The sequence below is a fragment of the Zoogloea sp. 1C4 genome (assembly GCF_009469605.1).
GTDB classification, from domain to species: Bacteria; Pseudomonadota; Gammaproteobacteria; order Burkholderiales; family Rhodocyclaceae; genus Zoogloea; species Zoogloea oryzae.
In genome coordinates this window covers 131,336-156,043 of the sequence record NZ_SSXU01000009.1, presented here as the reverse complement: position 1 = coordinate 156,043, position 24,708 = coordinate 131,336, and the positions used below count along the sequence as shown (strand labels likewise).

The window sequence follows — 24,708 nt, the reverse complement described above, 5'->3', positions numbered from 1 at the left end:
TCTCTACCCTTGATTGACATGATATTCAGCCCCCTTTTCAGAAACACCCAATGCCAATACGCCATCCTCTTTTCTGTTTATCTGGTAGAACCGGAGCCCATTTTCCGTCAGCAGAACTTCTTGATAGAGTGCAGCAGATAACAGGTTTTTAAATACAGCCAGACTTAACAAGAAACCTTCCTGTTCCTCGATGCTGGGACGGTAGCCGTTGTTGAGCCGCATCAGCATTTCATAGATGTCAAGATTGATGCGCAGGCTGGCCTTGTGCCCGTCGCCGGAGTCGTAAAGCAGCACCAGCGCCTGAGACAGGCATTCAAGGAAAGGATGAGCCGCTGTTTCCTGCTCGGTGCGGAGCGTGAAATGGTCGCCGTCAAAGAGACGGTAACTGCGGATGGTGCCCTTATCCACCTGGCGAACACGCAGCGCCAACTGGTTGCCCAAACGCGCCGGATCGCTCAGACCTTCGCCCCGGTTGATGGCTCGAAGAATGGCGGTAACCTCATCTGCGCTTTTTGCTCCCGGCTGCTCAATGGCATCCAGGAAGGGATCGATGCTTCCATATGGCAGCATCTCCTTCCAGCCGATGTCGCGTCGCTCAAAGAAATGGCGACGGCGCATATGCGATAGATAATTGCGGTGCTTGGCGATCAGTCGAGCACGGTTCTTCGACGAGTAATCGCGAGGCAGATTGCGGAACAGCGTCGCCACAAGTTCATCGTCGTACCCAGCCCGCTCCGCGAACGAGAAGCGGCTCATGGCCTTGGTCTTGGGATTGAGGAAGCCAAGCTCGCGGTCCAGATCGGGATTGCTGACTTCGGCAACGTCAATCTCGCGCAGCAAGGCAATCAGCCGGTCATTGGATCCTTCCGCCCCACCAAGCCACGAGTTGAAATAGAAACCGTCAAGGATGCGATTCTGGGTTTCTTCTCCGCCGTTCTGATAGAGGTGGTGAATGCCGTCGCAATCCTGGGTGCCTACCAGCATGAAGGCCAGCGCCGAACGAAGGTCGCGCATGGTGATGTGCAGTCGGCCGCGCAGGTGGGTGATGGTGTAGAGCATCTTCAGGCGTTCGATCACCTTGGGACCGGCAACCGGGTCCTGGAAGGTCCGGGCGTTGTGATAGGCGTAGCATTTGCCCTTGAGATCGCACTTGTCGCATGCCTGCCAGTATTCCTGCTGCGTCATGCGGGCGATCAGCCGCTCCAGAATCGAAGGCTGACCTTCCTCGGGTTCGGCGACCACCGAGCGCAGGTTGAGGTTGATAACTGCGATACCGCCTTCCGGAGCAGCTCCGGCCAAGCCATGCTGGATCTGCTTGGCGAGCAACGGGAACTCTTCTTCATGCTCAAGGAAGAAGTCGACCAGCCGTCCCTCGTTGATGGCGATCAGGCGGGTCTGATTCTCGGGCCAGCCGGAGGCATCCTTGCCCGCGAAGGGAGCGAAGAACTTCTGAAGCACGGCATCGTTGCGCTCGTCGCCTTCATCCTGGCTGCCGTCGTAGTTGCTTTGGTAGGTATGCCCCTTGAGCTGGAACACAGCCCCATTCGCGCCGCGCTGCATCTGTGCGCCCTTGCTCTCGGCAAAGGCCTCGAACTGCTGGATGAAGGCCGTCTTGCCGTCACCGGCGTTACCGCTGATGATTACCAAACGGAACTCGCCCTTGAGCAGCGCGGGCTTGAGCTTCTCGTCCAGATAGGTCGGCACGTAGGTGGCCTTGCCAACTTCGTCGAGGCCACGGGTGCCTGCGTTGGACACCTGGCTCTGGCTATAGAGCGTCAGCAGGTGGGTGACAAAGGGGTTGGTATTGGGCTTGGTTGGCTCGAAACCCAGCTTGGACACCACCTTGGGTCCGGCACCAATCTCGCCGGTCGTCAGCACCGAGCGCAGGCGCTTGACCTCGGCCAGGGCAATCAAGAACTCCTCCGCCGACGCAAAACGGTCCTTGCGCTCCGGCGCGATCATCTTCGCCAGCACATTGACCAGCGACGAGCTGAGGTCGGCGCAGCCTTTGAACTGCTTGGGGTCCCTGGGCTGAGTCTTGATCGGCGGCGTGGGATCGTCGAATGGATACTTGCCGGTCAGGCACTCATAGAAGGAGATGCCCAAGGCATAGAGGTCACGATCCATTCGATCCGAAGCATCCGGCTCGGAGGAGTAGTCGTAATCCGGCGGCAGGTAACGGCGCGTGCCGCCACCACCTTGAACCTCATCGTTCTCGGAGACCGCGACGTTGAAATCGATGATGCGGACGCCTTTGTCCGTCCATAGCAGATTGGAGGGCTTGACGTCCTGATGGTAAACGCCGTGCTTGTGGAGATGGGCCAGCCCCTCGGCGGCCTCGCGCACGATGCGCACGGCATCATCCAGCGACAACGCCTCGGCATCGATCAGATCGGAAACATCCAAACCTTCCACATACTCAAAGACAATGTAAGGCGTCTGCTTGGCATCGGCCATGCGATCCGCCCAGATCACCTTCACCACATGCGGATGTTCGGGGAGATTGGTCAGGGTCTTGTACTCGCGGCGCAGCCGTTCGTACACGCTGCGACGGTCCTTGGTCACCAGTTTGATGACGCGCACCACATCGCCCAGGGAATCGAACACCTTGTAGGCAACGCCGAAGCCGCCGCTACCCAACTTCTTCTGAATGCGGAAGCGATCCGCCAGGATGAAATCCTGCGGCAAGTTCATCAGGTTATCCGGGAGCTGTGGCACAACCACGGCCGGGCCGCTCACATCCGGGCCGGAGTCATTCTTGGCCTCGGGCAGAATCAGGTCATCCAGGGCCTTGCGAGCGATGGCTGCGCTCGTGTGCCGTTCCTCGGGGTCAAACTCGCAGAACTTCTGCAACCACTCGTCGATCCCCTTGGGCAGGTCCGGCTTGTGCTCCGAGGGCTTGATGGGGAACTTGCCATCGGCCTCCATCATCTGGTCGACGCTTTCAAAGGGCAGCTCGCCGGTCAGCAGTTCGTAAAAGATCAGCCCGGCGGCATAGAGGTCGGAGGCAATGCTGGCCTGGGTCGGGTCCTTGAAGCACTCTGGAGCCTGGTAGGCAGCATCCAGATCATCCACCACCTGATCGGCGATGGTAGAGGTGCGGTTCTTGCCCACCCTGGCGAAATCGAAATCGGTTACCCGGGCCTGGCCGCCCTTGGTCAGCAGAATGGCGTCCGGGGTCAGGTTGCGGTGGATCACCTCATGCCGGTGCGCATGGTCCAGGGCCGACAGCACGTCGCGCATCACTTGGAGCTTCTGATCGAAGGTCAGCGCCATCGAGACCTTGTTGATGTGGAGGCGCAGGGCCTGGCCAGGCAGATCCTCAGTGACCAGCACCACCTTGTCTTCATCGTCGGAGACGAACAGATCCTTCACCGCTAGCACATTGGCGTGGGTCGGCATGTGCGCCACGGCGCGATAGGCGTTGCTGATCTTCTTGAACTCTTCCTTGCGGGCGGCCTCGTCCTGGTACGGGTCGGCCTGGTAGACCCGCAGGCGGGCCATGCCGCCGCTCTTGCCCAACAGGTTGTGCTTGGCGCGGTACTCGGTATAGCGGTCGGTGCCGCCGAGCTTCTCTTCCACTTGCCAGTCGCGGAACACCAGCGCCGCGCTCTTGGGCTTGGCGTTGCCGGTGATCGCCTTGGCGATCTGGGAATGGAAACGGGTGATGCTATCCAGCCGGTTGTCAGGGATGCGGCTCGCGTCGCGGAAGTATTTCAGGCAGTGCTTGAAGTCGGTCACGTCCGGGCTGTCGATGCCCGCCTGATCGAACACGGTGGCGTCATCGGCAGTGAGCAACACGGCGGCATGGACATGAGCCTTGCGCAGCTCGATCTGTCCGGGATTGCTATCGCGGATGAAGCTGGCCATCACCTTCGCGTGGTGACGAAGCTTCGCGAGGGGCGAGTGAAACGGTTGCCGCCCCTGCGGATACCACTTGGAGCCATACACATCGATGTTGCCCCGCGTCCCTTTGACATCCACCAGATACACCGCGTGAGGCGCGAGGATGGCGATGTCGATCTCGAATACCTCCTGGCCTTGGCGCATCTCGAAGTTGTGGAAGATCAGCCAACCATCGGGCAGATGATCCCGAAGGAAACCGATGGCCTGGCGTTCAGATTCGTTCGCGGGTTGCCCGATGGGTATGACCTTCGCCATTAGCGGCCTCTCTCCTCAATGGTGCGCTCGACGAGGGTGCGGGCTTCGTCTTCGAGCCTTATGGCCTCATCGCGGGCCTCATAAGCCTCCAGGACTAAGTCATGGCACTTCTTGCGGACCGCCTGTTCTGGGTAAGGGATCGGTAAAGACGGCAAAACTGCATAATGGAAATCTTGAAGTTTGCTTCCTGTCGAAGCAGAGCGGAGCATTCGGAATGCCGTTTCTGAACGCATAAATGCAAACAGCGCCCCTCGTTCGATCTTCGCTTCGTCGGCAATGACTCTCAGGAAGTGCTGTGAATAGGCTCGCTCCAGCATGCTTCCGGTTATATACTCAGCACGGCAGAATAACTCCCCCTCACCAAGCGTTCCTTGGGCGGCCACCAGTATCGTGCCATCGGAAACGAGAACTTCCTCTCCAACTGAGGCTTTAGCAATCCAACGCCCTTCTGGACGCAGCCAAAAAATCTGCTTTTGGCCAACCAGTTGATAGGAGTGTTCGGGAGCTGCATCAATTCGCTTAAATCTTGGACCGCTGCGTAACGTTCCTTCCTCGCATATTTCACCAAGCGACTTGTACCGACCTAGTTTGATTTGCGAGCAAAGCCGCTCAAATCGAGGATTAAAATTTAAAGCCCGCAAAGACTTCGAACTTACAGAGGTGGCAAATCCAAGATCACTGCCCCACGAGTGCCACTCCGTTGGATTAATATCTGAAATCCCAACAGAATCAAAATAGAGTTCCGTAGCCTCGTTAAGCTTTGCTTGACTGTTACTAAGAAGGCTTCCAGAGCGCTGGATTAACTGGTCTGCAACCGCCTCCACCTCTCCCAATCGTGGCACAGGCAAGTTGCTGACATGGTGTGGTTCTATACTTTGAATTATCGACCCGTAAGTTCCAGAGACAACAAGAGGAATTCCAAAGCGAGATGACAGATAAGCAAAGATGTAGCCTTCTGGTACTTTATTCGCGTCGGGAACTATCCGCATTACGTGCTCAGAGCAGGCCATGCCATCCATGCTCTCGCGAGCAAACGCCATCCTCCCTGTCGTACCTGAACGAGTAATCAGCGTCCAGCCTTTCCGTATGGTGAACTGTGAGTTTCTGTTCACCTGCTTCTTGGACAGCAGGGGTTGGTACGTGAGGTCGAAAGCCAAAATATCTGTGCTTCCCATAAAGGGAACACCATGCTGAGCATCCAGAACATACTGTCTGCCCTCTCTGCCTGCATGAAATATGTCTTTTGTAAGGCTCTCAAGTGGTTCTGCGCTGAACTGCCTCATTAGTTCGGCAGCTTCTATAGCGCCAGACATATAAGGCCCGCAGTCCAAGCGACGGCCATTGTGCTCCAGCCAAGAACTTGGCACAGCTTTTACCTGGAATTTTCTGCTCATAACGTCACCTCGCCGGTTGCGCGGAATTCCTTGTATTTCTCTGCCACCAGCGGCAGCTCGTCATGAACGCGGCGGTTGCGACGTGTGGTCCGGCGGATTTCCACTTCACCACCTTCACGAACTCGCTCAATCACTTCCTCATCGAAAACCAGTTCTTCACCATCCAGGGCTCGCTGGAACAGGAGATTGCCCCGGGCATCGACACCAGCCCGATCCACCACGGCCATGAAGACCCTGTATTCGGGATGCTCGGTATTGATCAGTTCCTCCTGGCTGCGGCGGCGTAATACCAAAAGGCTCGGCAAGGCGGGCGTCAGGCCATATTCCTTCACCGTGACCTTGAACGGCTCCACCGGCAGGTCAACCGAGGCCAAGACCTCGCAGTGGCGCAGAATCCACCAGCGCACGTACTCATCGCCGGGATTGCCCAGCAAGCCGTCGGGCAGCAGGATGCCCACGCGGCCGGTGCCGGGTTTCACCCATTGCAGGGCGCGTTCGATAAACAGCACCTCGGGCGGCACACCGCCGGTGCTCAGATTGCCGGTGTTGCGGAATCCACCTTCCTCGTCGCGCTCCCAGTTGTTGCCCAGGTCGTAACGCTCCAGGATGGAGGCGTCGCTGACCGTGTCTTGAGTCGAGAACCAGGGGTTGAGCAGAACCATATCCATGCTGCCCAGCGGCATGGCCGGGCGAGCGGCTTCAATGCCATCCAGATCGCCGTCCGGGAAGGTGCGAGCATCGATGCGGAACACACGACCGGGATTGCCGGTGGTGAACAGCAGGTTCATGCGGCTGGCCACGGCCAGGAAGGGATCAATGTCGCAGCCGAGGGCATTGCTGGCCGCCCAGGCGGCGGTTTCGTTTTGCGCTTGGCGGATCTGTTCGTTGGTGGCCTCTTCAGGCGTGGTGCCGAGGCCTGCCAGTTTCTTCTTGAAGATGTGCGCGGCGGTCATGGCCAGGAAAGTGCCGGTACCGCTGGAGCAGTCCATGATGCGTTCGCCGGGTTGCGGGTCGAGCATCTCCACCGCCATTTCGGCCACATTGAGCGGCGTGGGGTAGCGGCCCTCACGGCCGTCCATCACGCTGCGGGCAACCGCACGGAAGGCCCCGGTGCGGTGACGGGGCTGGGTTTCGCTCAGGGAGTAACGGGCCAGCTCCATGACCACGCGGGCGGTCTCGTGGGGTTCCAGCGTCAGATCCCAGCCACGGGTCAGCAGGTTTGGTTGCCAGGCCTTGGCGGCGGCAATGGATTCGGTGATGCGCTGGGCAATGGCCTGTTGGCCCGCCTCGGTGAAAGGCTCGTCACCCCTGATCCAGAACCTGCGCTCACCGGTGGGCAGGGTCTCGTCGTGGATCTTGGCCAGCATCAGCACGGCCAACTGCTTGAAGGAATCCTTGTGATCGAGACCAAGGTTGCGGTTCAGATATTGGCGGCAGCGCATCAGGGCGTCTTCCAGATCTTCCGCTTCGGCGCTGACCTGAATGACACCGCCGGTGCGATCGAGATCGGTGGTGCGTTCGCCCGGAACCGGCCAGACACCCAGCGGTTTGGGCCGGACTTCAAAACGGGTGCGCTCGACCTGGAACAGGAATTCCTCCTGTCCGTTGGTCCACATGCCAAGGGTCGCGCCCGGGATCAGTTCAAGCAGTTCCTTGAGCTCGCGCAGGTCGGTGTCGGCCTCGACAATGGAGCGGAGCTTGTCGCGCTTTTTCTGATTTTTGCAGACGATGATGCGCTGCAGATTGTCGTTGTTGTGCTCGGCATCGGGGCGGAAAATCGCGATGTCGATGCGCTTGCGCCCCTGGCCGGAGATCTGCGGGTTGTAGTTCACCTCCAGGTCGTTCCGATCAAACCCGTAGCTTTCGATGAGCTGGCGCAGAACCTTCTGCACCAGCAGCTTTTTGGCTGAGGCGCTTTCCTTGTTGCCGGTCAGGATGTCGATGAAAAAGTTATCCGGGCCGCTCTCTTCGGCAGCATCCTGCGGGGCCTCGATGATGTCGTCGTCGTTGTCGTCGCTCATCTGCTTGCCACCTTATTCGCGGGGCGTTCATGCGTCCGGCTGGGCGAGGATCTCTTGGTGGGTGTCCGCCCATCGTGTTCGCTTAGGAATTCACGGTACTTCTCAGCGATGACCGGCAGATCGTTGTCCTCGATCTTCTCACTGCGGGTCAGGGTCCGTTCCACGAAGCGTCCACCGATGCGGATGCGCTCGACGTGCTGCTTGGGTTCAACGATCTCTTCGCCATCCGGTGTGCGCTTGTAGAGCTTGTTGCCGCGGCGGTCGAAGCCAACCTTGTCGGCAACGGCCATGAAGACTGGGTATTCCTCGGCATGGCCCAGGGCCTCGCGATGCTTCTCCTGGTCGTCCTTGCGGCGCAGGAACAGCAAGCTGGTGAGGATGTTGACGTTGGCTTCGGCAATGAAGGCTTCTACCGGCAGGTCGACGGAAGCAAGCACCTGCGTTTCGCGCATGATCCACCAGCGGATGTATTCCGCGGCCGGGTTGCCGAGAACTCCGTCGGGAAGAACGATGCCCATGCGGCCGGTTCCCGGCTTGAGCCACTTGATGCAGCGCTCGATGAAGAGGATCTCGGGGGCAACGCTGCCCTTGAGAACGCCGGTGTTGCGGAATCCACCTTCGCCGTCCGGCTCCCAGCTATGAGCCAGCTCGTACTGCTCCAGAATGTGCTTGTCGGTAATCGGGATGTCGGAGCCGAAGGGAGGATTGGTGGCGATGATATCCACCGACGCCAGCGGGATCTCCTTCTTGACGCTCGGCAAGTCCGCTAGATGCCCCAGCGGAAACTCCAATGAGTTGATGTTGTAAATGTGTCCACGGCCGTCGCCCGCCAGCACCATGTTCATCTGAGCGGCGCGGATCAGGAACGGGTCGAAGTCCGTGCCGAAGACATTGGCGGCGGCATACTCTTTCAGCCGTTCGTGGATGTTCAGGAACTCGGTGGTGTTCTCGTTTCCGGCCTGGATGTTTTGCTCTTCGCGGAACTTCTTCAGCATGTGCCCCAGGGTCGCGACCAGGAAGCCGCCGGTGCCACAGGCCGGGTCCAGCAGAGTCTCGGTCTCTTTGGGGTCGAGCATCTCAATGACCAGCTTCACGACGCCTCGAGGAGTGAAATACTGGCCCCGGTCGCCACGCAGGTTAACGCCAACCAGCTCCTGGTAGGCCAAGCCCTTGGCATCGACGTCAGTTCGGGTGAAGTCGTACTTGGCCAGTTCCGAAACGATAAAGGCCAGTGCCCGGTCGGAGAGGGTGATCTCCTCGTTGCCTCGGAAAATATTCTTGTACTGCTTCTTGACCTCGGTGAAGAGCTCCTCGATGCGGGCACGGATGGCTTTGCGCCCTTGTGGCTCGAACTGCTCCCTGGGACCAGCCCAGAAACGGCGCTGCCAGGCCTGCCGCTGCTTGGCACGCAGGTTCTCGTCGTGCATCTTGCAGAAAATTAGGTACAGGAATTGCCAGAAGGCGGCGTCCTTGGGCATGCCCTCGTTGCCATGAATGAAGTTGTGGCAACGCCGGAAGGTGATCTTCAGCATCTCGTTGTCGGCGACACGGGTATGGGCATCGGAGATGACCTCCTTAGTGCCGACCGACTCTTCGGCCATCGGCCAGTCGCCGATGGGGTTGCACTTGGTTTCGAAGCGCTTCTGCTCTTTCTCGACAAAGAAGAACTCCAGGCCGTTGGTCCACAAGCCGTATTGAACGGCATCGACCTCGCGCATGATGGTTTCGATCTCGTCGAGGTCTTTGGCGGCCTGCTCAAAGTCGCGGATGCGCATGGCATTTTTGCCGACGTTCGGTTCCTGGCGGCAAATCACGGCGCGGCTGAGATTCTCAATCGTGTGGTCCTTGCCGTGGTGGAAGATGGCCACATCCACCTTCTTGCGCCCGCCAATGGAGAAATCCAGCTCCATGTCTTCCGGCGAGAATCCGTATTCATGGATCAGGGCACGAACCACCCGCTGCCGGACGAGTTCTTTTTTCGTTTCCTTGACCTGTCTTCCGGAAACGTAGTCGAGCGTATATCCCGCCGGGATGGTGTTCTCGGCCTGCTTGTTCTTCTTTCTGCTCATATAAAAACTCCGTTCACCGAGGCTGGGGTCATTTCTGGTCTTCCTCGCCGAAATCATGGGTTGTGTGTTTCTGCTGCTCTATCCATGCATCGATGTCCTTTCGGGCGAATCGCCACTGACCTCGCACCTTGAACGCAGGTAGTTCTCCGGCCTGGGCCATGGAGTAGACCGTCTTCTCGCCGACCTTTAAGAGCGTGGCGACCTCTTTAACCGTGAACACCTCTTCCCCAAGCATTTGTTCGCTCCTGAAAAGTGACGACGTGGGCAGGTTGGCCGGCATGGTCCTGGCCCAACATCGGCAGGAAAGAGCAAACTTTACCAAACAATGGCGCAGTCTACTAAGAGTGTTGTATGTTGCACAACACTAAACATTCGGGGTAGGATGTGCGGCATGACTAGCTTTGGAGAGACGATTCGCGACCTTCGGGTGGCGCAGAGCCTTGGGTTGCGCGAGGCGGCAGGCATAGTCGGCATTTCGCCGGCCTACCTGAGCCGTATCGAGCGTGGCAAGGAGTCTCCGCCTAGGCCCGAGGTCATCAAAGCTCTAGCGAAGGTGCTGGCGGCAGATCCCGACGTCTTGTTCCGCCTATCGCATTCGACTGACCCTGAAGTCGTCGACTACTTGCACGCGCAGCCTGAAGCGATGGCTTTAGTGCGATACCTCAAGGAGGCGTCATTGCCCGCAGAAGACGTCGCAAAGTTGTTGGAGCTTGCCGAGTCGCTGTCTCGCCCTACCAAGTAGGAGAACTGGGCAGGAGGCCTGCAGCAGGCGGCCCGAGTGGATAGTGAGGTGCTGCGATTTCAGTGGCAGCGGCTTCAATGCGCGGGGGATAGGCATGGCACGAATCAGAAAAATCGAGATCGCCAACTTCCGCGGCATCCAGCTGCTGGCCTGGTGCCCGACGCCAGGCATCAACTGCCTGATCGGCCCGGGCGACAGCGGCAAGTCCACGGTACTGGACGCGATCGATCTATGCCTGGGGGCCAGGCGCAATGTCCAGTTCTCGGATGCGGACTTCTTCGGCCTGGACATCACGACCCCAATCAGCATCACGCTGATGCTCGGCGACCTCGATGACAGCATGAGGACGCTGGAGAGCTTCGGTGCGTTCCTGCGCGGATACCATGCCAACACTGGCGTCGTCGAAGACGAGCCCTCTGCCGGCGCGGAGGTTGTGCTCTGCCTGAACTTGACGGTCGCCAGTGACCTGGAGCCCTCGTGGACCCTTGTCTCCGACCGCGCCGCACAGCAAGGCATCGTTAAGACGCTCGCATGGAAGGATCGCGTCGCCCTGGCGCCCACTCGCATCGGCGCGCTGGCGGACTTCAACCTGGGATGGCAGCGCGGCTCGGTACTGAACCGCATCTCGGAAGAGCGAGCCGACGCTTCAGCCGCTCTGGTCAAGGCCGCAAGGGATGCACGCAGCGCCTTCGGAGACCAGGCCGAACAACAGTTGGGAGAAGCGCTGGGGATCGTCACCACCACTGCTCAGGAGCTGGGCGTCAACATCGGCGCCAAGGCTAAGGCGCTGCTGGATTCGCATTCGGTGTCGTTCGGTGGCGGCACCATCTCCCTGCACAACGAAAGCGGCATCCCGCTTCGCAGTCTGGGCGTCGGGTCCACGCGTCTGCTTGTCGCTGGCCTGCAGCGCAAGGCGGCCGGTCAGGCGTCGATCGTGCTCTCGGATGAACTGGAGTACGGGCTGGAGCCGCACCGCATCGCGCGGTTCCTGGGTTCCCTCGGTGCCAAGGAGGCCGCAGCTCCGCTGCAGGTGTTCCTCACCACCCACTCACCCGTGGCGCTGAGAGAACTGTCGGGCGGCCAACTCTTCGTCCTGCGCCGCGGCCCCCTCGGCCACGAGGCTCGCCTGGTCGGCGCCGACAATGATATCCAGAGCACGATCCGCCTCTATCCCGAGGCCTTCCTGGCTGGCTCCGTGGTCGTGTGCGAGGGAGCCAGCGAGATAGGCCTGCTGCGCGGACTGGACTTATACAGGCTTGACCAGGGGAATGCATCGCTGGCTGCATTAGGCGTGGCCCTCGTCGACTGCGGCGGCGGGGAGCCGGATCGACCGTATGCCCGGGCCGCAGCATTCCAGTCTCTGGGCTACCGGGTGATGGTGCTGCGCGACGATGACAAGAAGCCCACACCTGCTATCGAGCAGTCATTTGTCCAGAACGGTGGCACCGTCGTCGCCTACCGAGCGGGCCGGGCGCTGGAGGACGAGCTGTTCGGCAGTCTCACGCCGGCTGCCTGCCAGAGGCTGATCGGCTACGCCGACGAATTGCATGGCGACCTGATCATCGAACACCTGCGCACCGTCTCGAACAACACGCTCACCTTCCAGCAGATCTGGGACGAGATCCAGAACACCGGCCTCCTGTCGGCCGAGCGCAGGGCCATTCTTGGTCAGGCGGCGCGCATCCGAAAGGCTGGCTGGTTCAAGCAAATCTCGTGGATGGAGGACGTGGCGAGGACCATCGTTGCACCGGACCTGCATCTTTGCGATCAGGGCTTCCGTGCTCTGATGGACCAGGTATTCGGGTGGGCCGCTGATGGACCACGTTGAAATCGACCTTCGTGCAATCGAACGCGGAACCGTCACCGCACCGGCCGGCTGCGGCAAGACACAGTTGATTGCCCACGCGCTTGCCGGTCATCGGGGCAACAAGCCCATCCTCGTGCTGACACACACGAACGCCGGGGTCGCGGCCCTGCGCGGCCGGCTGGACCGCGCCGGTGTGCCAGCAAGCACCTATCGATTGAGCACGATCGATGGCTGGGCCATCCGGCTCATCTCGACCTTTCCCGGCCGCAGCGCCCACGATCCGGAGATTCTGCGGCTGGCTGCACCTGCGCGGGACTACCCGGCAATCCGCGACGCCGCCTGGAAGCTCCTGCAAGCCGGGCACGTCAGTGAGGTGCTGAAAGCCTCATATGCGCATCTGATCGTGGATGAGTACCAGGATTGTTCGGTGCCTCAGCACTACATCGTCTATTTCCTCTCGTTGATCTTGCCGACCTGCGTGCTGGGCGACCCCATGCAGGCGATCTTCGGATTCCGGGGCAATGCGCTGGCCGACTGGAACCAGCACGTGTGCGCGCATTTTCCTGTCGTCGGGGAACTGGCAACGCCCTGGCGATGGCGCAACGCCGGCGCGGAAGCGCTGGGACAATGGTTGCTGGAGGCCCGCCGGTTGTTGGCGGTGGGGCAGTCGGTGGATCTGCGTAGTGGGCCACCGGAGCATGTGACCTGGATGCAGGCCGTACCACCCAACGACCATGCCCAGCGCCTAGCCGCTGCGAGGACGGCATCGCCAACCGCTGACGGGCGCGTGCTCATCATCGCAGATAGCCGCAACCGAGCAGCACAGCAGAACTTTGCGAGCCAGACGCCGGGCGCTTCGACGGTCGAGGCCGTCGATCTGCAAGACCTCATCGCCTTCGCCAGCAACTTTGATGCGGGGGCACCGAATGCCCTCGCGCAGTTACTGGCGCTGGCGCAGAGCGTCATGACCAATGTGGGCGTGGCGGAGTTGACGCGGCGCCTGGAGTCGTTGGCAAAGGGAACTGCAAGGAATCCTCCGAACGAGGCAGAAAGCCGCGCACTGGCGTTCGGGCGCGCGCCCTCTCTCGCTGCGGCCGCCGCGCTGTTGTCGGAGCTGCGGGCACTGCCGAACGTGCGTGTGCATCGGCCGGCCATCCTCTACGGGGTGCTCAAGGCGCTCCGAGAAGCCTCGTCGGGGGCCGTCCCTCTGACAGAAGCGGCCCGGCGCGTGCGGGAAGAGAACCGGCTGTTGGGGCGCCCGCTACCAAAGCGCGCCGTCGGCAGCACGCTGTTGCTCAAGGGGCTGGAAGCCGAAGTCGCGGTGCTGCTAAATATCGAGGGCATGAGTGCGCAGAACCTCTACGTCGCCATGACCCGGGGGTCGATGAAGCTCGTAGTGTGTAGCGCCAGTCCAGTGATCGGTTAGAGACACTTCTTGAATGTCGCCGCCGCAATGCACACCGCCACGCAGAGCAATGCGGCGCTGGGCAGCAGGATCAGCAGCGGGTTCACGCTGACCGGCAGTGCCAGGTAAGTCACCCACGGCAGTACGGCCAGCGGGATCAGGCTGGCCCTGGCGCGGTGATAGATGAACCCCGACTCGCGGCCCGCGCCGAAGCGGCGGATGTCCACCAGCCCGACGAAGGCGGCACGCTGCGACGACATTGGTTTGTGTGCCGCTATTCCACAGGGGAGAATACTGATCCTTGGCCTGAGCCTGGCACCAACTCAATATACAGGGCATTTCGGCCAACAATGACAGCGAGCGTTGGTCGCTTATCCCGACGCTTGGCCGACAGACGGTTCCACTCCGATCTATCGAGGCCCGACGGGTTGGGGTTGTCTTCCGGATGGGTGTGCCATTCGCCCAAATAGCGGATGGTTCCCTGGCTCGCCGTCCATCGAGCCAGTGCAATGGCTTCGTGGCCGAATGGCATTCTCTCGAACAGGTAGCGAAACCGTTTGTCCCATGCCGTGGGAACCGTTGCATGCTCAATGAGCATGTGAGTTCCATGGACCGAACCGAGTAGCAGCCCGCCAGCTTCGCAGTCAGAATCACTGGCCTGGACATGCTGGCGGAAGGTCTCCAGCGTGGACTTCGAAAAATGCAGCAGCGTTCTGTTGTCGTCGGCCTCCCAAGAACTCATGAATTGCATAATGGGCACTCCCGATCCCGCGGCGGATCGCAATCGGGTGTGGCAAGCTGCTGGGCGCGGTCGATCAACCTGGTTCGTAACGCGGGGGTATAAACGCCGTTGACCCAATCGAGGGTCATCTCAGCGCCCAGGCTGGCAGCGTGCACCGACACCGAAGCGGGGAATGGCACGTACAAGCCTTCGCATCCATGCCCCGCCAGAATGGCAGGAAGAGGATCAGTGATAGAACGGAACTCGCCTCTTCTGTTGCTATGCCAAAGACATCGATAGCACGCATCAGATGCTTTCGTCCTCAGGAGCGCACGGACAGCCGTTCCCGGCCCCTCGATCCAGACCGAAAGCATGGGCGTCGGAGGCGGATAGTGGCCGCACAGCCAATGCCCGAGAGATTCTTCCCCGGTGGCATCTATGAGCAGGTCCAGCTCTCCCAGTTGGGCATGCCTGACATCCACGGGCAGCGCGCGAATCTCGGCGCCTGGCGCCAAGCGCTTGAGTTCCTTCGCCATAGCCTCGGCCTTGTTCGACAGCAGGTCCGGGAATCCGAGGCGATGGCGCCCGATGTTTTGCGGGAGAAAGCAATCGAAATCCACCAACGTGAGTTTTCCGCCACATGTCCCCGCCCCAGCCTTGACAAGCATGTCCGACAGATAGCCACCAATCGTGCCGCATCCAACGACGGCGATGTTCTTCCCTGCAAGCGTCTTTGAGTTCGGCATGTTCCGCTGGGCAAGGTACCGATCGTCAATTCTGACCACCGAAATGGGCATCACCTTCAACCCATAGCTCGAATCCCTGCGATCTGCGAGCTTGCTCTTTTGGACAGGACTTTGGCGGTCGTAGAGAACCGCAAAGCCATAGGTCATCAGCGGAGACTCGATGACGATCAGAACTCCGTTGGCCTTCTTCCTCTCCCCCTCCTTGATACGCTCGTGAATCTTGCGCCGGCACCGGGGATCAAGAGTGCTCTGCCACGCCAGGATATCCCCGACTGTTTCAGGAGGCCAATTGCTAGTCAGAGGGCGCGGTTGAGCACCGGTCTTTACTCGGTAAGTCAGCACCGTTCTATCGGTGACCTGGTAGCCGAGCGACTTCAGCTTTTCAGTTGTTCGATCTTCGTTGTCGGTGATGAACCACAAGGGGCACCCATTGGCATGCGCGACGATGCAGTTCTGTCGCCCTAGATCCTCGCCTTGCATGTCCACGAAACAATGCCAGCCGTGCCAATAGGCGAAGAACTCTTCCGCGAGGTCTTCGATCATCTCCCCCTGCATGATCTGCCCGAACACGACGGCCGCGCGTTGCAGGCACGCCAGCGACTGTCCGACAGGATCGTAGATGTCCAGAACGACGGTGCCCTTGGCGAGATAGCAAAGCCCGCCATCTGCGCCAAGATGAGGAACCGCTGCGGGCAGCTCAGGAGGGATTTCCAGCAGCCGGATGCGAGGCAAGTCGAAGAACGTGGGGTCGAGCTGGACTTCGCACGGACAACCCTTGTCCGCTTGGGGCGAGGTCAACCGCCCGTGCAGCCTGAACCAGCCGTCATCCGTCTTGCCAACAAACGCGAAGCCTCGCTGCTTGAAGGCCTCGATCACGTCTGCGACCGCTGCGGCGCTGCTCATCCAGCTTTCGTTCGTCCGATGAGTTCGCTAGGACCAGCAGTAGCGGGAGCCGCGGCAATGGTGGCGGCAACGGACACCACCTTGACCCGATCCGGCTCGTTCGGAAAACGCGGGCCGAATTCGCCTCGCATCCAGATGCAGGCCTGTGAAGGACTGCCGGCGCCGGTTGCTCCGCGAAGCACCTTCTCAAACTCTTCGAATGCTTTGGCCGCATCTTCGACACCCGCTTGGCCAAGTCGCTCCGTGAGCGATTCGGACTCTTCCACGGGGTTGTTCACTCCCCCACGCAACCGGGCTGGCAGTGCCGCGACGACATCCAGCAGAGCGAGGTCGTCGCGCCTATCGCGTTTCTCAAAGAGCGGGGCCGCGGCGGCCATCAACAGGATCGAGGCAGGTCCTCCGCTGGACCACTTCCAATCGCGGAACGCCTTCAAGTAACGAACCACGCGGCGGAACTGCTCCCCCTTGGCTTCCACTTCGCCCAGGAACCATTCCTTCACGGGCCTCGGGTCAGAGGACATCCAGTTGCATTCACGATGGGCCAGGAGAACCTTGTCAGCCGGCAGCGCGGTCCAGGCATCGCGCTCTGCCATGTTCACCGCTTCCGTCAGCGAGTCGTAGCCATATCGCTCCATCGAAGCCTTTGCGAGCGTGACAAATTCCTCGTCGGGAATGGCGTACAGAGGAATATCAATGTGAGCATACGCAGCAATGACGATGCGGATGCAGGTCGGCTTGTCGGTGACAAGCTTCCACCGCCTTTCCTCGACCAGCGGCTTCAATGCTTCTTCCGCAGCGGCAAAGAACACCGTCGCCGCAGTGCTGGGACGCTTCGTCTGCGAGACGAAACTCATTGGCAGATAGCAGCCATCATCGACATCCGCCTGCTGAGGGTGTTGTGCCGGGGCGTTCAGCGTCTTGTATGCCCACGACCCTTGCGTGAAGAAGCGCGGCTGCGGCACGTCTTCCGTGTATCCGTTTGCCCTAAGCACGCGGGGGATGCCTGTGCGCAGGCAGTCCCTGACGTCAGTGCGTGCGCTGGCGATCCAGGCGCGCTGCCCAGGCGTCAGATCCAGCTCGTCGTGCATGCAGGATTCGTCATCAAGGGTGGTGAAGAAGAGTGGGCTCAAGTTCAGCATGCGGCCTCCGGAACATTCTTGTTGGGGCCGTGATAGAAGATGGGAGCGCCGGCCTGGTGCGCTCGAAATGGTTGGAAAAGAGGATCGCCGAGCGCACGCTGCGCCGCGTGGTTGCCGCGATCCTTGAGCGTATTCGTGGCGCCAATGGAAACCCGATCCAGCGCCTTCACGTCCTTGCTTTGATCCGGCGTCGCCTTGTCGTCGATCTGGAAGTAGTTGTTGCCCAACGCCTGCCGCAGCATGTAGTCCACCGACGACTCCTGGGCGGAGATCACGAGATCGAAGAGTCCCCCGCGCCACTTGCCGAATCCGCGGTCGAGGCTGGCGCCGCCACGAACGGTCGCACCGATGGTCATCGTGCCGATGGCGAGGACCCGAACCAGCGCATCCTGCTTCGGCGCCAGGAACGTCTTGACTTCGTGCAACCCGAACAGGCCCGGGGCGTTGCCCACCAGCCCCCCATCCGCGAAGACACCGCGGTCGTTGCGCGCCAGAGGAAAGTAGACGGGCGCGGCGGCTGTCGCCAACGCCACATCAACGACCTTCATGCGGTGATCCAGCTCAAAGGACGGATGGTGCGGTGTCTTGAAGAACTGCCCGCGTCCCGTCGAGTAGTTGACTGCCGGCACAAGAACACGATGCTTCAGGTCACCTATCGTGGTCCCTTGGAAGCGCTCGGTCAGTACCTCTTTCAATCCCGCTGAGTCATGCTTTGCAGTCAGCCAGAATCCCAGAAGCCGCCGCGGCAGGCTGCGGCAGCCAAAGATGCGGCTGCCCTGTTCTTCAAACAGTGCCTTGAGTTCGTAGGCCGGAATTTCCGCAGCCAGCCCCAAAGCCAGCATCCCTCCTGCCGATGTGCCGCAAATCAGATCAAAGTGCGAAGCGATCGGACGGCCCAGCACGGTTTCGAGTTCGGCGAGAACCGTGGCGGTGTACAGGCCGCGATAACCGCCCCCTGACAGGGCGAGCACATGGTAGGTAGGGATGCCCGTCATGGCACTTCAGCCCTTCGGCGGGAAGGAGTCGTTGCCGTGGCTGTCCTTGTCACGGATACGGCCATCCGGACGATGGATGACGAGTTCGGATTGCTGGTTGCGTGCGATATCCCTCGCTGCGTCAATGGCCTGTTGCTGCGTGTCGTGCACGGAGGTCGCCCGCTGATTGCCGGCTCCCTTCACGGCCCAACCGTCCTGATGAGGAACAACATGCTGATTCTTGCCTGCCATGATGACTCTCCTACAGTGGAACTATCGAAGTCCCAGCCGCTCGGCTAGGTTGTCAACGGCCGCCCGCTGTAGCACAATTCGTTGCTCACGCAGACAACAGGAAGGCCGAGCCAATCCAACCTGGAGCAGGCGTAAAACCTACATCTGTTGTCTGGCTGGACAACAATGTATCAGAGCGCGTGCGCCGGTGCAACTGGGCGTGCGGTGTGCGCCTTTGAACATCAACCGGATGTGGAGGGGCAACAGAGGGCTTGGCCCTTCTTCCCGCAACCGCAAGGATCAGAACTCATGCCGCAAACAGGCCTAGGCGTCGCCCTCAAGACGCTACGCGAACGCAGAACCCTTTCCCTGCGTGAGATCGGCCAGCTATCGTCAGTTGATCATGCTTATGTCCACCGTCTCGAAACAGGCGAGAAGACAAACCCATCCCAAGACTTGGTTGAGAAGCTATTGAAGGTTCTCAAGCCTGGGGAAAGAGATGCCGCACTCGTGATGTGGCTGGTTGACCACGCAGATGCTGATCCAAGCCTTGTTGAATTCGTGCTACAAGATCCCTCGATCAGCATCGATGTTTTTTCGGCCGCGGCTGGAGTCAGGCATCGGGGAAATGCAAGGCCTGATCCCGCGACGCTCATCGCCCGAATCAAGAAGGCCTTCGACGACGACGAGGACGACTGAACATGGACGAGGCGGATGTCAGGCAGAGAGCGCGCGCGTTTGTCGCGAGAGTCGATGTTTCGAACATCCGAGAAGACCTGTCCCCGTATGTGACCGCGGCTAACGCCAAGGTCAAGAAGGATGAGCTTGGCGATGGGGAGTCCGGCTATACCGTTACCAAGCCGAACGGGAAGCACATCATCACGGTGAATTCGCTGGAAACCGAAGAGCGCCAGCGCTTCACTGTCTGCCACGAAATAGCTCATATCGTGCTCGGCTTGGAATCAAGTCACGACGAGGTGCCGTCATGGTCCTATGCAAAGCGACATCCGAACGAGATCGCCTGCGACACGTTTGCCGCTGAACTGCTGATGCCCTATCAGCAATGGCTCTCCGCTGTTCCCAAGGAAGAGCCCTCCCTGGATCTCATCCAACACATGGCCGACTTGTTCGGCACATCATTCCCTGCAGCGGCGTCAAGGTTTGCCAGTCTTAGTGACATGCCGTGCGCATTCGTCACCATGGAGCGCGGTGCGGTGCGGTATGCCGCACGCTCAACGGCCTTGCGGCAAGCTGGGGCCTGGATACCTCCCAGGTCGGTCATTCCAGCAGGCTCCGTGGCTCACCGAATCCGCTCTTCAGGGAATAGCTCCACTGATACGGGGGAAGTTTCACAGGACGTCTGGTTCGACAACTGGGAAAAGGGCCTTGACCTCTGGGAACTTTCAAGACATTACCAGCGCACCGATACCACCATCTCCTTGCTATGGTTCGACAGCGACGATTTGCCGGAGGTTGAGGTGAACCGCTTCGGCGCACGTGTCGAAGACGATGGAGGCTTGGCTGAACTGACGGGAGAACTGCCATGGCCGGGGCGAAGCAGGCGCCGCTGAAAAGCGATCACGGCCACGACCGCAAGGAGGTTACTCCTATACGCCATTCGCGCGTTCTTACAGGTACTTCTTGAACGTCGCCGCCGCAATGCACACCGCCACGCCGAGCAACGCGGCGCTGGGCAGCAGGATCAGCAACGGGTTCACGCTGACCGGCAGTGCCAGGTAAGTCACCCACGGCAGCACGGCCAATGGGATCAGGCTGGCCCTGGCGCGGTGATAGATGAACCCCGATTCGCGTCCCGCGCCGAAGCGGCGGATGTCCCGGCGCACCAGGCCGTCCACGAGGCCGACGAAGGCGGCCATCAGGAACAGCGGCAGGGTCAGGCACAGCACCAGCAGCCGCACGAGGAAGACCAGCGTCGTGTAGGCCGCCGCGATCAGGTAGCTCTCCACGTTCACGTAGACCAAGCCGATGTAGTAGCGGAAATCCTTGGTCGGGCGATGGCTGCCGGCGCTGGCCTGCCCCGAGGCGTCGCGTATCCAGTCCAGCAGGCCGCTCTTCACGAACAGCCAGTCGTAGCCCTGCTCGACCAGCCGGTGCGCGGTGCGCCCAGGCTCCTGCACCAGCGCGCTGCGCGTGAAATGCGTGGAGAGCTGATCCAGCTCGTAGTGCAGCATGCCCTGCGCGTGGCGCCAGCCCTGCTCGGGCCAGAAGAAGTGCATGCCGACGCATTCGATCAGGATGCACAGCAGCAGCGCGCCGCACAGCACGCCGAAGAAGCGGAACGGCAGCGCGACCAGGCCGGCGATCAGCCCTTGCTGTCGTTGCTGCTGGCGCTGGGCCGCGACGGCCGGATCGCTCACGCTTCGGCCTCTTCAGCCGCGGCCATCTGCTTGAAGTCGTCCAGCAGGTCGTCGGGCAGCGCTTTGTCCTGCAAGCCGGGGATGCCTTGGTTCTCCCACCAGTCTCCTGCCTCGACGTAGTGCTGCCGCATGTAGCCGGCCAGCTCCTGCAGATCCTTCGGCATGGCTTCGTCGGGGTCGGGTGCCGGAAGCGGCATGCGGACTTTCCAGAGGTTGCCGCCCTCGGTCAGCGCGAAGCATTGCCCCTTGGGTAGTGCCACCACATGCGCGGGCTCGATCAACGGCACGCTGTTGCTGCTGATGCGGTCCTGGGTGTTGGACGTGAAGGCGGTATTGCCGTGCGGGTCGGAGCTGTCGGTGGCGCCGCTCATCAGTGCCGTGGCGTACACCTCGACCTTGGGCAGTTGTCGCGTCAGCAGCTCGGCGGTGGCGGTCTCGCGCACGCGCAGCATGAACAGGTTGTTGAAGTTGCCGACCACCTGGCCGGCCTTGGCGCGGTTGCCGATGCGCGCCTCGATGTCGCTCAAGGTCTGCGTGTAGGCCGTCACCTGCACGCCGGCACCGCCGCCCTTGTTGACCATCGGGATGAACTCGTCGCCCATGAGTTCATTGAATTCGTCGGCATGGACGTTGATCGGAATCTTGGTGCCCGCCGCGGCGCCGGGTAGCCCGTCGTCGATGCCGAACTTGTAGATGTGGCCGGCGACCGAGACCAGATCGCTGAACATCGAGTTGCCCACCGCCGCCGCGACTTCGGCGTCGGACAGCGCATCCAGCCCCACGTAGACCACCGCGCGTTTGCGGATGACCTGCATCCAGTCGAAGATCGGCCGCGGGTCGCTCAGATCGGAGTAGTTCGGCGCGAGCAGTTGCGCGATCTTGCCGGTGGTGAGCTTCTCCAGCAGCGGCAGCAGCGAAGCGACGATCTTGTCGAAGTACGTCCGGTCGTAGCGCACGGCGCTGCGCAGGCCGTCGAGCACCGGGTCATAGATGCGCACCTGGGACAGGTACTGTTCGAGGGCCACCACGCGCTTCTCGCGCCCGATCATGTTGCGTGGGATGTTCTTGTCGTTCAGCTTCGCTTCGAGCTGGACGATGATCTCCCAGGCCTTCGGCTCGTTTTTGGCGAAGTAGTGCTGGGCGTACTCGATGAACAGCGCGTCGATGTTGATGACGTGGCGCTGGATCAGCAGGTAGTCGGGACGCTGCCCCAGCTCGACCAGGGCGCGGGCGATGATGTTGACGAAGCGCCAGGCGAATTCGCGGAACGCGGCGCTGTTGCCTTCGCCCGAGAGCTGCCCGGCGATGCGCGTGGCTACTTCGGAGATCCGCCCGAACCGGCCCACGGCGTTGTAGCGCGCCGAGATGTCCGGCCAGCCCAGATGGAACACGTAGAACTCGCCTTCGCGCCCGGCGCGCTTGGCCTCGACGTACATGCGCTTCAACAGGTCCGCATCGCCCTTGGGGTCGAAGACGATCACCACCTCGTGCTCGCCGCGGACCTTGCGGCGGATGTCCTGGGTGACGAACAGCTCGGCCAGCCGCGTCTTGCCCACGCGCGTGGTGCCCAGCACCAGGGTGTGGCCGACGCGCTCGCCCAGCGGCAGCGTGACATCGACCTCGTGCGGCTCGATGCCATGCAGGCGCGGCATTCCGCCGAGCGGCGGCAGCGGCCGCGCCGGGTTGAGCGGGCTGTCCCAGGCCAGCGCGCGCGCCAGCTTCGAGACAGGAAACGGAGCGAACTCAAGCCGCTCCTCCAGCCGCCGGGCGGCCCGGTAGATCACGGTCGGCTCGACATAGCGGCGGAACTCCGGCCGGTAGGTCTGCATCAGCCGGTGCGTGTGCCGCTGCTCCCAGCGAAAACCCCGGCCGACGAACAGCCGTTGCTGACTCACCGGCACGTCGCGGCTGGTCATCACGTAGCGCGGCAGACGGCGGATGTTGCGGCGATAGCGCAGGATCGCCCAGGCATCGCGCAGGCGAATCGCGCCGAAGGTCAGGAAGGCCAGCGCCGAGCCCAGGCCGAGCAGCGGGTTCAGCGCGAGCGACCACGGTGCCACCAGGCACAGAATCGCGGCGCCGGCGCAGACCGCCACGGTATGAAGCTCCACCGCTGGCCGCAGCAGCACCTCGACCGCATGCGGTTGGGCCATTTGCGCACCTACTGCTCGACACCGGTGGCCGTGATGAGCACCGGGTAGTGGCGCAGGCCCAGGCGCTGGGCCAGGTCGTCGCCGGAGACCGGCGAGAGGGTGAGGCCGGGAGCCAGCCTACGCAGCGCCGTCAGCGCGGCCACCGACTCCACGTTGACCACCAGGCCCACGGCGCCCAGCTCGCGCAGCGCCGCCTGCCGCTGCCGCAGCCAGGCGCGCGAACGCTCGTCGTCGCCGATCAGGAACAGCGCCGTCAGGCCCGGCGCCCGGATGACGCGGCGCTGCACCTCGCCCGGCGACAGTTGCGTCGAGCGCACCGGCAGCATGGCGGCTTCGGCGTCGGCCGTGTTGCCCGCGCGAGGGGCCGGCATCGGGGCCGGCGGCGTGGCCTGATCTGGCTGAGGATTCAGCGACTGGTAGTACGGCAGCGCGGAGTCGCCGCCACGGTCTTCGACGACGATCAGCGGCGCGGAGGCGGTCTGGGCGAAGACGGTGGTCGTGGACAGCAGCCCGATGGCGGCGATGAGAACGATGTGGTTCATGGCGTAGTGGCCTGAAGGGTTGGAACGGGAACGCCGGGGTCGAGCACGCGGGTCAGGTGCCGATGCACACTGCGCCGGTAGCGCGCCGCGGGTGCCCCGCCGGCGGGCCGGTGATAGCGGCCGATGGCAAGCAGCCAGTCCTCGCCCGGCGTGTACTGTTCGCGCAGGATTTCCGCCGCGATGGCGAGGTTGCGGTACGGGTCCAGCAGCTCGCAGGGCTGCGTGTAGCGATGCGTGTGGTAGCCGAGATTGACCTGGCCGAGACCGGCGTCGATGCGATTGGCCGGCGTGTGGGCGAGCGCCCGGCGCAGCCCCGCACAGGCCTCGGCGCGGGTGGCGTAGCGCTGCGGCGTGCCGGCGACGTTGAGCGTCCACGGCCAGGGGATCAGGCGCCCGCGCAGCATGGCGCCGCTCTCCTGCAAGGCCACCGCGTACAGCACCGCCGCCGGCACGTCTGCACGATGCGCCGCCAGTCGATAGGCCGGCGGCGGCACTTCCCGCGCCAGGGCGGCCAACGCCCAGCCGCCGGTGGCGAGCAGCAGCGCGGCGCTGGCGCAGCGGATGGCGACGCGGGACGGCCGACGCTCCCGGCCCGGAGTACCTATTGCCGCTGCCACTGGCCGTTCACCTCGCGCACCACGGCCGGCAGCTCGCCGGGCAGGCCGAGCGACAGCCAGCGCCCCGCATCGTGGTTGAGCGTGATGGTGCGGGCGCGCACCCTGGCCGGGTCGATGCCCGCCTGGGTGGCCCACTGCCGGATGCGCGCGTCGTCCTGACGGCTGCCGACCATGTAGAGATCGAAGGCCGTGCCGGCCGCCTGCAACTGCTGCACGCGCTGCGCGCACGGTGCGCAGTCGGCCTTGACGAAGACCGCCAGGCGCCCGGAGCCGGTGTTGCCGGCACCCTGCGCCTTGGCGCCGGGGAGGCTCACGCGCGGCTGGCCGGGAAACAGGCGCTGCCACGCCGCGTCGTAGGCCCGCTGGTAGGCCAGCGTCTTGCCGACGCGCCGGGCCTCGGCCTGCACCTGCAACTCCGCATAGCGCCTGCGCTCCTCCTCGCTGCGGGCCTCGATGCCCAGCGCCGTGAGCGGATCGAGCTGGGGCGAATAGACCCCGAGCGGCCCCTGCATCAGTTGCCGGTAACGTGCCCACTCCTCGGGCTGAAGCCCCCACTCCCGCGCCTGCCTCTCGTCGAGCGCGGCATCAGTGCCCGGCTGCACCTGGGCGGGCACCATGCGCGAGTTCGTCACCGGGGCCGGCTGGGCGGATGCGCCGAAAGCGGCGAACAGCACGATGGCAGCGAGCAAGGGCCGCAGGTTCATG

At 62.0% G+C, this 24,708-nt stretch carries 20 protein-coding genes and 1 pseudogene; 5 read left to right on the top strand and 16 right to left on the bottom strand.

Features of this window, described 5'->3' with window-relative positions; genetic code table 11:
• Nucleotides 1–3: 3 nt before the first annotated feature.
• Genes GH681_RS13090 through GH681_RS13070 form a run of 5 tightly spaced genes read right to left on the bottom strand, consistent with a single transcriptional unit; the run spans nt 4 to nt 9,925 of the window.
• Complete coding sequence (locus tag GH681_RS13090; protein ID WP_153161895.1) at nt 4–4,161, bottom strand: protein kinase; 4,158 nt, start codon at nt 4,159–4,161, stop codon at nt 4–6.
• On the bottom strand, nt 4,161–5,555 hold the full coding sequence (locus GH681_RS13085; protein ID WP_153161894.1) for a restriction endonuclease subunit S: 1,395 nt from the start codon (nt 5,553–5,555) through the stop codon (nt 4,161–4,163). Before GH681_RS13085 ends, GH681_RS13090 begins: the two co-directional genes overlap by 1 nt.
• Nucleotides 5,552–7,576, bottom strand: coding sequence for an N-6 DNA methylase (locus GH681_RS13080; RefSeq protein ID WP_153161893.1), 2,025 nt, complete (start codon nt 7,574–7,576; stop codon nt 5,552–5,554). The genes GH681_RS13085 and GH681_RS13080 overlap by 4 nt, the downstream gene beginning before the upstream one ends.
• Nucleotides 7,573–9,645, bottom strand: coding sequence for an N-6 DNA methylase (locus tag GH681_RS13075; RefSeq protein ID WP_153161892.1), 2,073 nt, complete (start codon nt 9,643–9,645; stop codon nt 7,573–7,575). The genes GH681_RS13080 and GH681_RS13075 overlap by 4 nt, the downstream gene beginning before the upstream one ends.
• Nucleotides 9,646–9,673: 28 nt before the next feature.
• Entirely contained in the window at nt 9,674–9,925 is a 252-nt protein-coding gene (locus GH681_RS13070) for a helix-turn-helix domain-containing protein (RefSeq protein WP_228111897.1), read from the bottom strand.
• 111 nt (nt 9,926–10,036) lie between these two features.
• Between GH681_RS13070 and GH681_RS13065 the strand changes: the two genes are divergently transcribed.
• The 3 genes from GH681_RS13065 (at nt 10,037) to GH681_RS13055 (ending at nt 13,620) form a co-directional block, all read left to right on the top strand.
• A complete protein-coding gene (locus GH681_RS13065) occupies nt 10,037–10,387 on the top strand; it encodes a helix-turn-helix domain-containing protein (protein WP_153161891.1) in 351 nt (116 codons plus the stop codon).
• Nucleotides 10,388–10,481: 94 nt separating this feature from the next.
• Nucleotides 10,482–12,215: an ATP-dependent endonuclease gene (locus tag GH681_RS13060; protein ID WP_153161890.1), complete on the top strand. Its 1,734-nt coding sequence runs from the start codon at nt 10,482–10,484 to the stop codon at nt 12,213–12,215.
• Nucleotides 12,202–13,620, top strand: a complete 1,419-nt coding sequence (locus GH681_RS13055; protein WP_153161889.1) for a UvrD-helicase domain-containing protein — start codon at nt 12,202–12,204, stop codon at nt 13,618–13,620. The genes GH681_RS13060 and GH681_RS13055 overlap by 14 nt, the downstream gene beginning before the upstream one ends.
• Here GH681_RS13055 and GH681_RS13050 read toward each other — a convergent pair.
• From GH681_RS13050 to GH681_RS13025, 6 genes and pseudogenes are all read right to left on the bottom strand, one after another.
• Nucleotides 13,617–13,844 (bottom strand): annotated as a pseudogene (locus tag GH681_RS13050) (DUF4400 domain-containing protein); the annotation flags it as partial. The gene GH681_RS13055 and the pseudogene GH681_RS13050 sit on opposite strands and share 4 nt — an antisense overlap.
• Before the next feature lie 29 nt (nt 13,845–13,873).
• A complete protein-coding gene (locus tag GH681_RS13045; RefSeq protein WP_153161888.1) occupies nt 13,874–14,350 on the bottom strand; it encodes a Mov34/MPN/PAD-1 family protein in 477 nt (158 codons plus the stop codon).
• Nucleotides 14,338–15,969, bottom strand: a complete 1,632-nt coding sequence (locus GH681_RS13040; RefSeq protein ID WP_077566026.1) for a ThiF family adenylyltransferase — start codon at nt 15,967–15,969, stop codon at nt 14,338–14,340. The genes GH681_RS13045 and GH681_RS13040 overlap by 13 nt, the downstream gene beginning before the upstream one ends.
• Nucleotides 15,966–17,108 (bottom strand): cyclic GMP-AMP synthase DncV-like nucleotidyltransferase, encoded by a 1,143-nt coding sequence (locus GH681_RS13035; protein ID WP_017462923.1) that lies wholly within the window; start codon nt 17,106–17,108, stop codon nt 15,966–15,968. Before GH681_RS13035 ends, GH681_RS13040 begins: the two co-directional genes overlap by 4 nt.
• The gene (locus GH681_RS13030; RefSeq protein ID WP_017462924.1) at nt 17,102–18,103 is read right to left on the bottom strand and encodes a CBASS cGAMP-activated phospholipase; all 1,002 of its coding nucleotides are present in this window, start codon (nt 18,101–18,103) and stop codon (nt 17,102–17,104) included. The genes GH681_RS13035 and GH681_RS13030 overlap by 7 nt, the downstream gene beginning before the upstream one ends.
• A gap of 6 nt (nt 18,104–18,109) precedes the next feature.
• Entirely contained in the window at nt 18,110–18,334 is a 225-nt protein-coding gene (locus tag GH681_RS13025; RefSeq protein ID WP_023093135.1) for a DUF2188 domain-containing protein, read from the bottom strand.
• 288 nt (nt 18,335–18,622) lie between these two features.
• Here GH681_RS13025 and GH681_RS13020 point away from each other — a divergent pair, with 288 nt between their 5' ends.
• Complete coding sequence (locus tag GH681_RS13020) at nt 18,623–19,012, top strand: helix-turn-helix transcriptional regulator (protein WP_017462926.1); 390 nt, start codon at nt 18,623–18,625, stop codon at nt 19,010–19,012.
• 2 nt (nt 19,013–19,014) lie between these two features.
• Nucleotides 19,015–19,884, top strand: coding sequence for an ImmA/IrrE family metallo-endopeptidase (locus tag GH681_RS13015; protein WP_017462927.1), 870 nt, complete (start codon nt 19,015–19,017; stop codon nt 19,882–19,884).
• Nucleotides 19,885–19,941: 57 nt separating this feature from the next.
• On the opposite strand, the gene GH681_RS13010 is transcribed toward GH681_RS13015, so the two are convergent.
• From GH681_RS13010 to GH681_RS12990, 5 genes are read right to left on the bottom strand one after another with little or no spacing between them, the layout of a single operon-like run.
• The gene (locus GH681_RS13010) at nt 19,942–20,691 is read right to left on the bottom strand and encodes a TIGR03747 family integrating conjugative element membrane protein (protein ID WP_017462928.1); all 750 of its coding nucleotides are present in this window, start codon (nt 20,689–20,691) and stop codon (nt 19,942–19,944) included.
• Nucleotides 20,688–22,844, bottom strand: a complete 2,157-nt coding sequence (gene traD, locus GH681_RS13005) for a type IV conjugative transfer system coupling protein TraD (RefSeq protein ID WP_153161887.1) — start codon at nt 22,842–22,844, stop codon at nt 20,688–20,690. The genes GH681_RS13010 and traD overlap by 4 nt, the downstream gene beginning before the upstream one ends.
• An 8-nt stretch (nt 22,845–22,852) precedes the next feature.
• Nucleotides 22,853–23,386 (bottom strand): integrating conjugative element protein, encoded by a 534-nt coding sequence (locus GH681_RS13000; RefSeq protein ID WP_017462930.1) that lies wholly within the window; start codon nt 23,384–23,386, stop codon nt 22,853–22,855.
• Nucleotides 23,383–24,003 (bottom strand): lytic transglycosylase domain-containing protein, encoded by a 621-nt coding sequence (locus tag GH681_RS12995; protein WP_153161886.1) that lies wholly within the window; start codon nt 24,001–24,003, stop codon nt 23,383–23,385. Before GH681_RS12995 ends, GH681_RS13000 begins: the two co-directional genes overlap by 4 nt.
• Nucleotides 23,988–24,707, bottom strand: a complete 720-nt coding sequence (locus GH681_RS12990; protein WP_153161885.1) for a TIGR03759 family integrating conjugative element protein — start codon at nt 24,705–24,707, stop codon at nt 23,988–23,990. The genes GH681_RS12995 and GH681_RS12990 overlap by 16 nt, the downstream gene beginning before the upstream one ends.
• Nucleotide 24,708 lies beyond the last annotated feature (1 nt).

Bases quoted from the DNA above. Each gene is read 5' to 3' on its own strand.
- GH681_RS13090 (WP_153161895.1), bottom strand. From the start codon at position 4,161: ATGGCGAAGGTCATACCCATCGGGCAACCCGCGAACGAATCTGAACGC.
- GH681_RS13085 (WP_153161894.1), bottom strand. From the start codon at position 5,555: ATGAGCAGAAAATTCCAGGTAAAAGCTGTGCCAAGTTCTTGGCTGGAG.
- GH681_RS13080 (WP_153161893.1), bottom strand. From the start codon at position 7,576: ATGAGCGACGACAACGACGACGACATCATCGAGGCCCCGCAGGATGCT.
- GH681_RS13075 (WP_153161892.1), bottom strand. From the start codon at position 9,645: ATGAGCAGAAAGAAGAACAAGCAGGCCGAGAACACCATCCCGGCGGGA.
- GH681_RS13070 (WP_228111897.1), bottom strand. From the start codon at position 9,925: ATGCCGGCCAACCTGCCCACGTCGTCACTTTTCAGGAGCGAACAAATG.
- GH681_RS13065 (WP_153161891.1), top strand. From the start codon at position 10,037: ATGACTAGCTTTGGAGAGACGATTCGCGACCTTCGGGTGGCGCAGAGC.
- GH681_RS13060 (WP_153161890.1), top strand. From the start codon at position 10,482: ATGGCACGAATCAGAAAAATCGAGATCGCCAACTTCCGCGGCATCCAG.
- GH681_RS13055 (WP_153161889.1), top strand. From the start codon at position 12,202: ATGGACCACGTTGAAATCGACCTTCGTGCAATCGAACGCGGAACCGTC.
- GH681_RS13045 (WP_153161888.1), bottom strand. From the start codon at position 14,350: ATGCAATTCATGAGTTCTTGGGAGGCCGACGACAACAGAACGCTGCTG.
- GH681_RS13040 (WP_077566026.1), bottom strand. From the start codon at position 15,969: ATGAGCAGCGCCGCAGCGGTCGCAGACGTGATCGAGGCCTTCAAGCAG.
- GH681_RS13035 (WP_017462923.1), bottom strand. From the start codon at position 17,108: ATGCTGAACTTGAGCCCACTCTTCTTCACCACCCTTGATGACGAATCC.
- GH681_RS13030 (WP_017462924.1), bottom strand. From the start codon at position 18,103: ATGACGGGCATCCCTACCTACCATGTGCTCGCCCTGTCAGGGGGCGGT.
- GH681_RS13025 (WP_023093135.1), bottom strand. From the start codon at position 18,334: ATGGCAGGCAAGAATCAGCATGTTGTTCCTCATCAGGACGGTTGGGCC.
- GH681_RS13020 (WP_017462926.1), top strand. From the start codon at position 18,623: ATGCCGCAAACAGGCCTAGGCGTCGCCCTCAAGACGCTACGCGAACGC.
- GH681_RS13015 (WP_017462927.1), top strand. From the start codon at position 19,015: ATGGACGAGGCGGATGTCAGGCAGAGAGCGCGCGCGTTTGTCGCGAGA.
- traD (WP_153161887.1), bottom strand. From the start codon at position 22,844: ATGGCCCAACCGCATGCGGTCGAGGTGCTGCTGCGGCCAGCGGTGGAG.
- GH681_RS13000 (WP_017462930.1), bottom strand. From the start codon at position 23,386: ATGAACCACATCGTTCTCATCGCCGCCATCGGGCTGCTGTCCACGACC.
- GH681_RS12990 (WP_153161885.1), bottom strand. From the start codon at position 24,707: ATGAACCTGCGGCCCTTGCTCGCTGCCATCGTGCTGTTCGCCGCTTTC.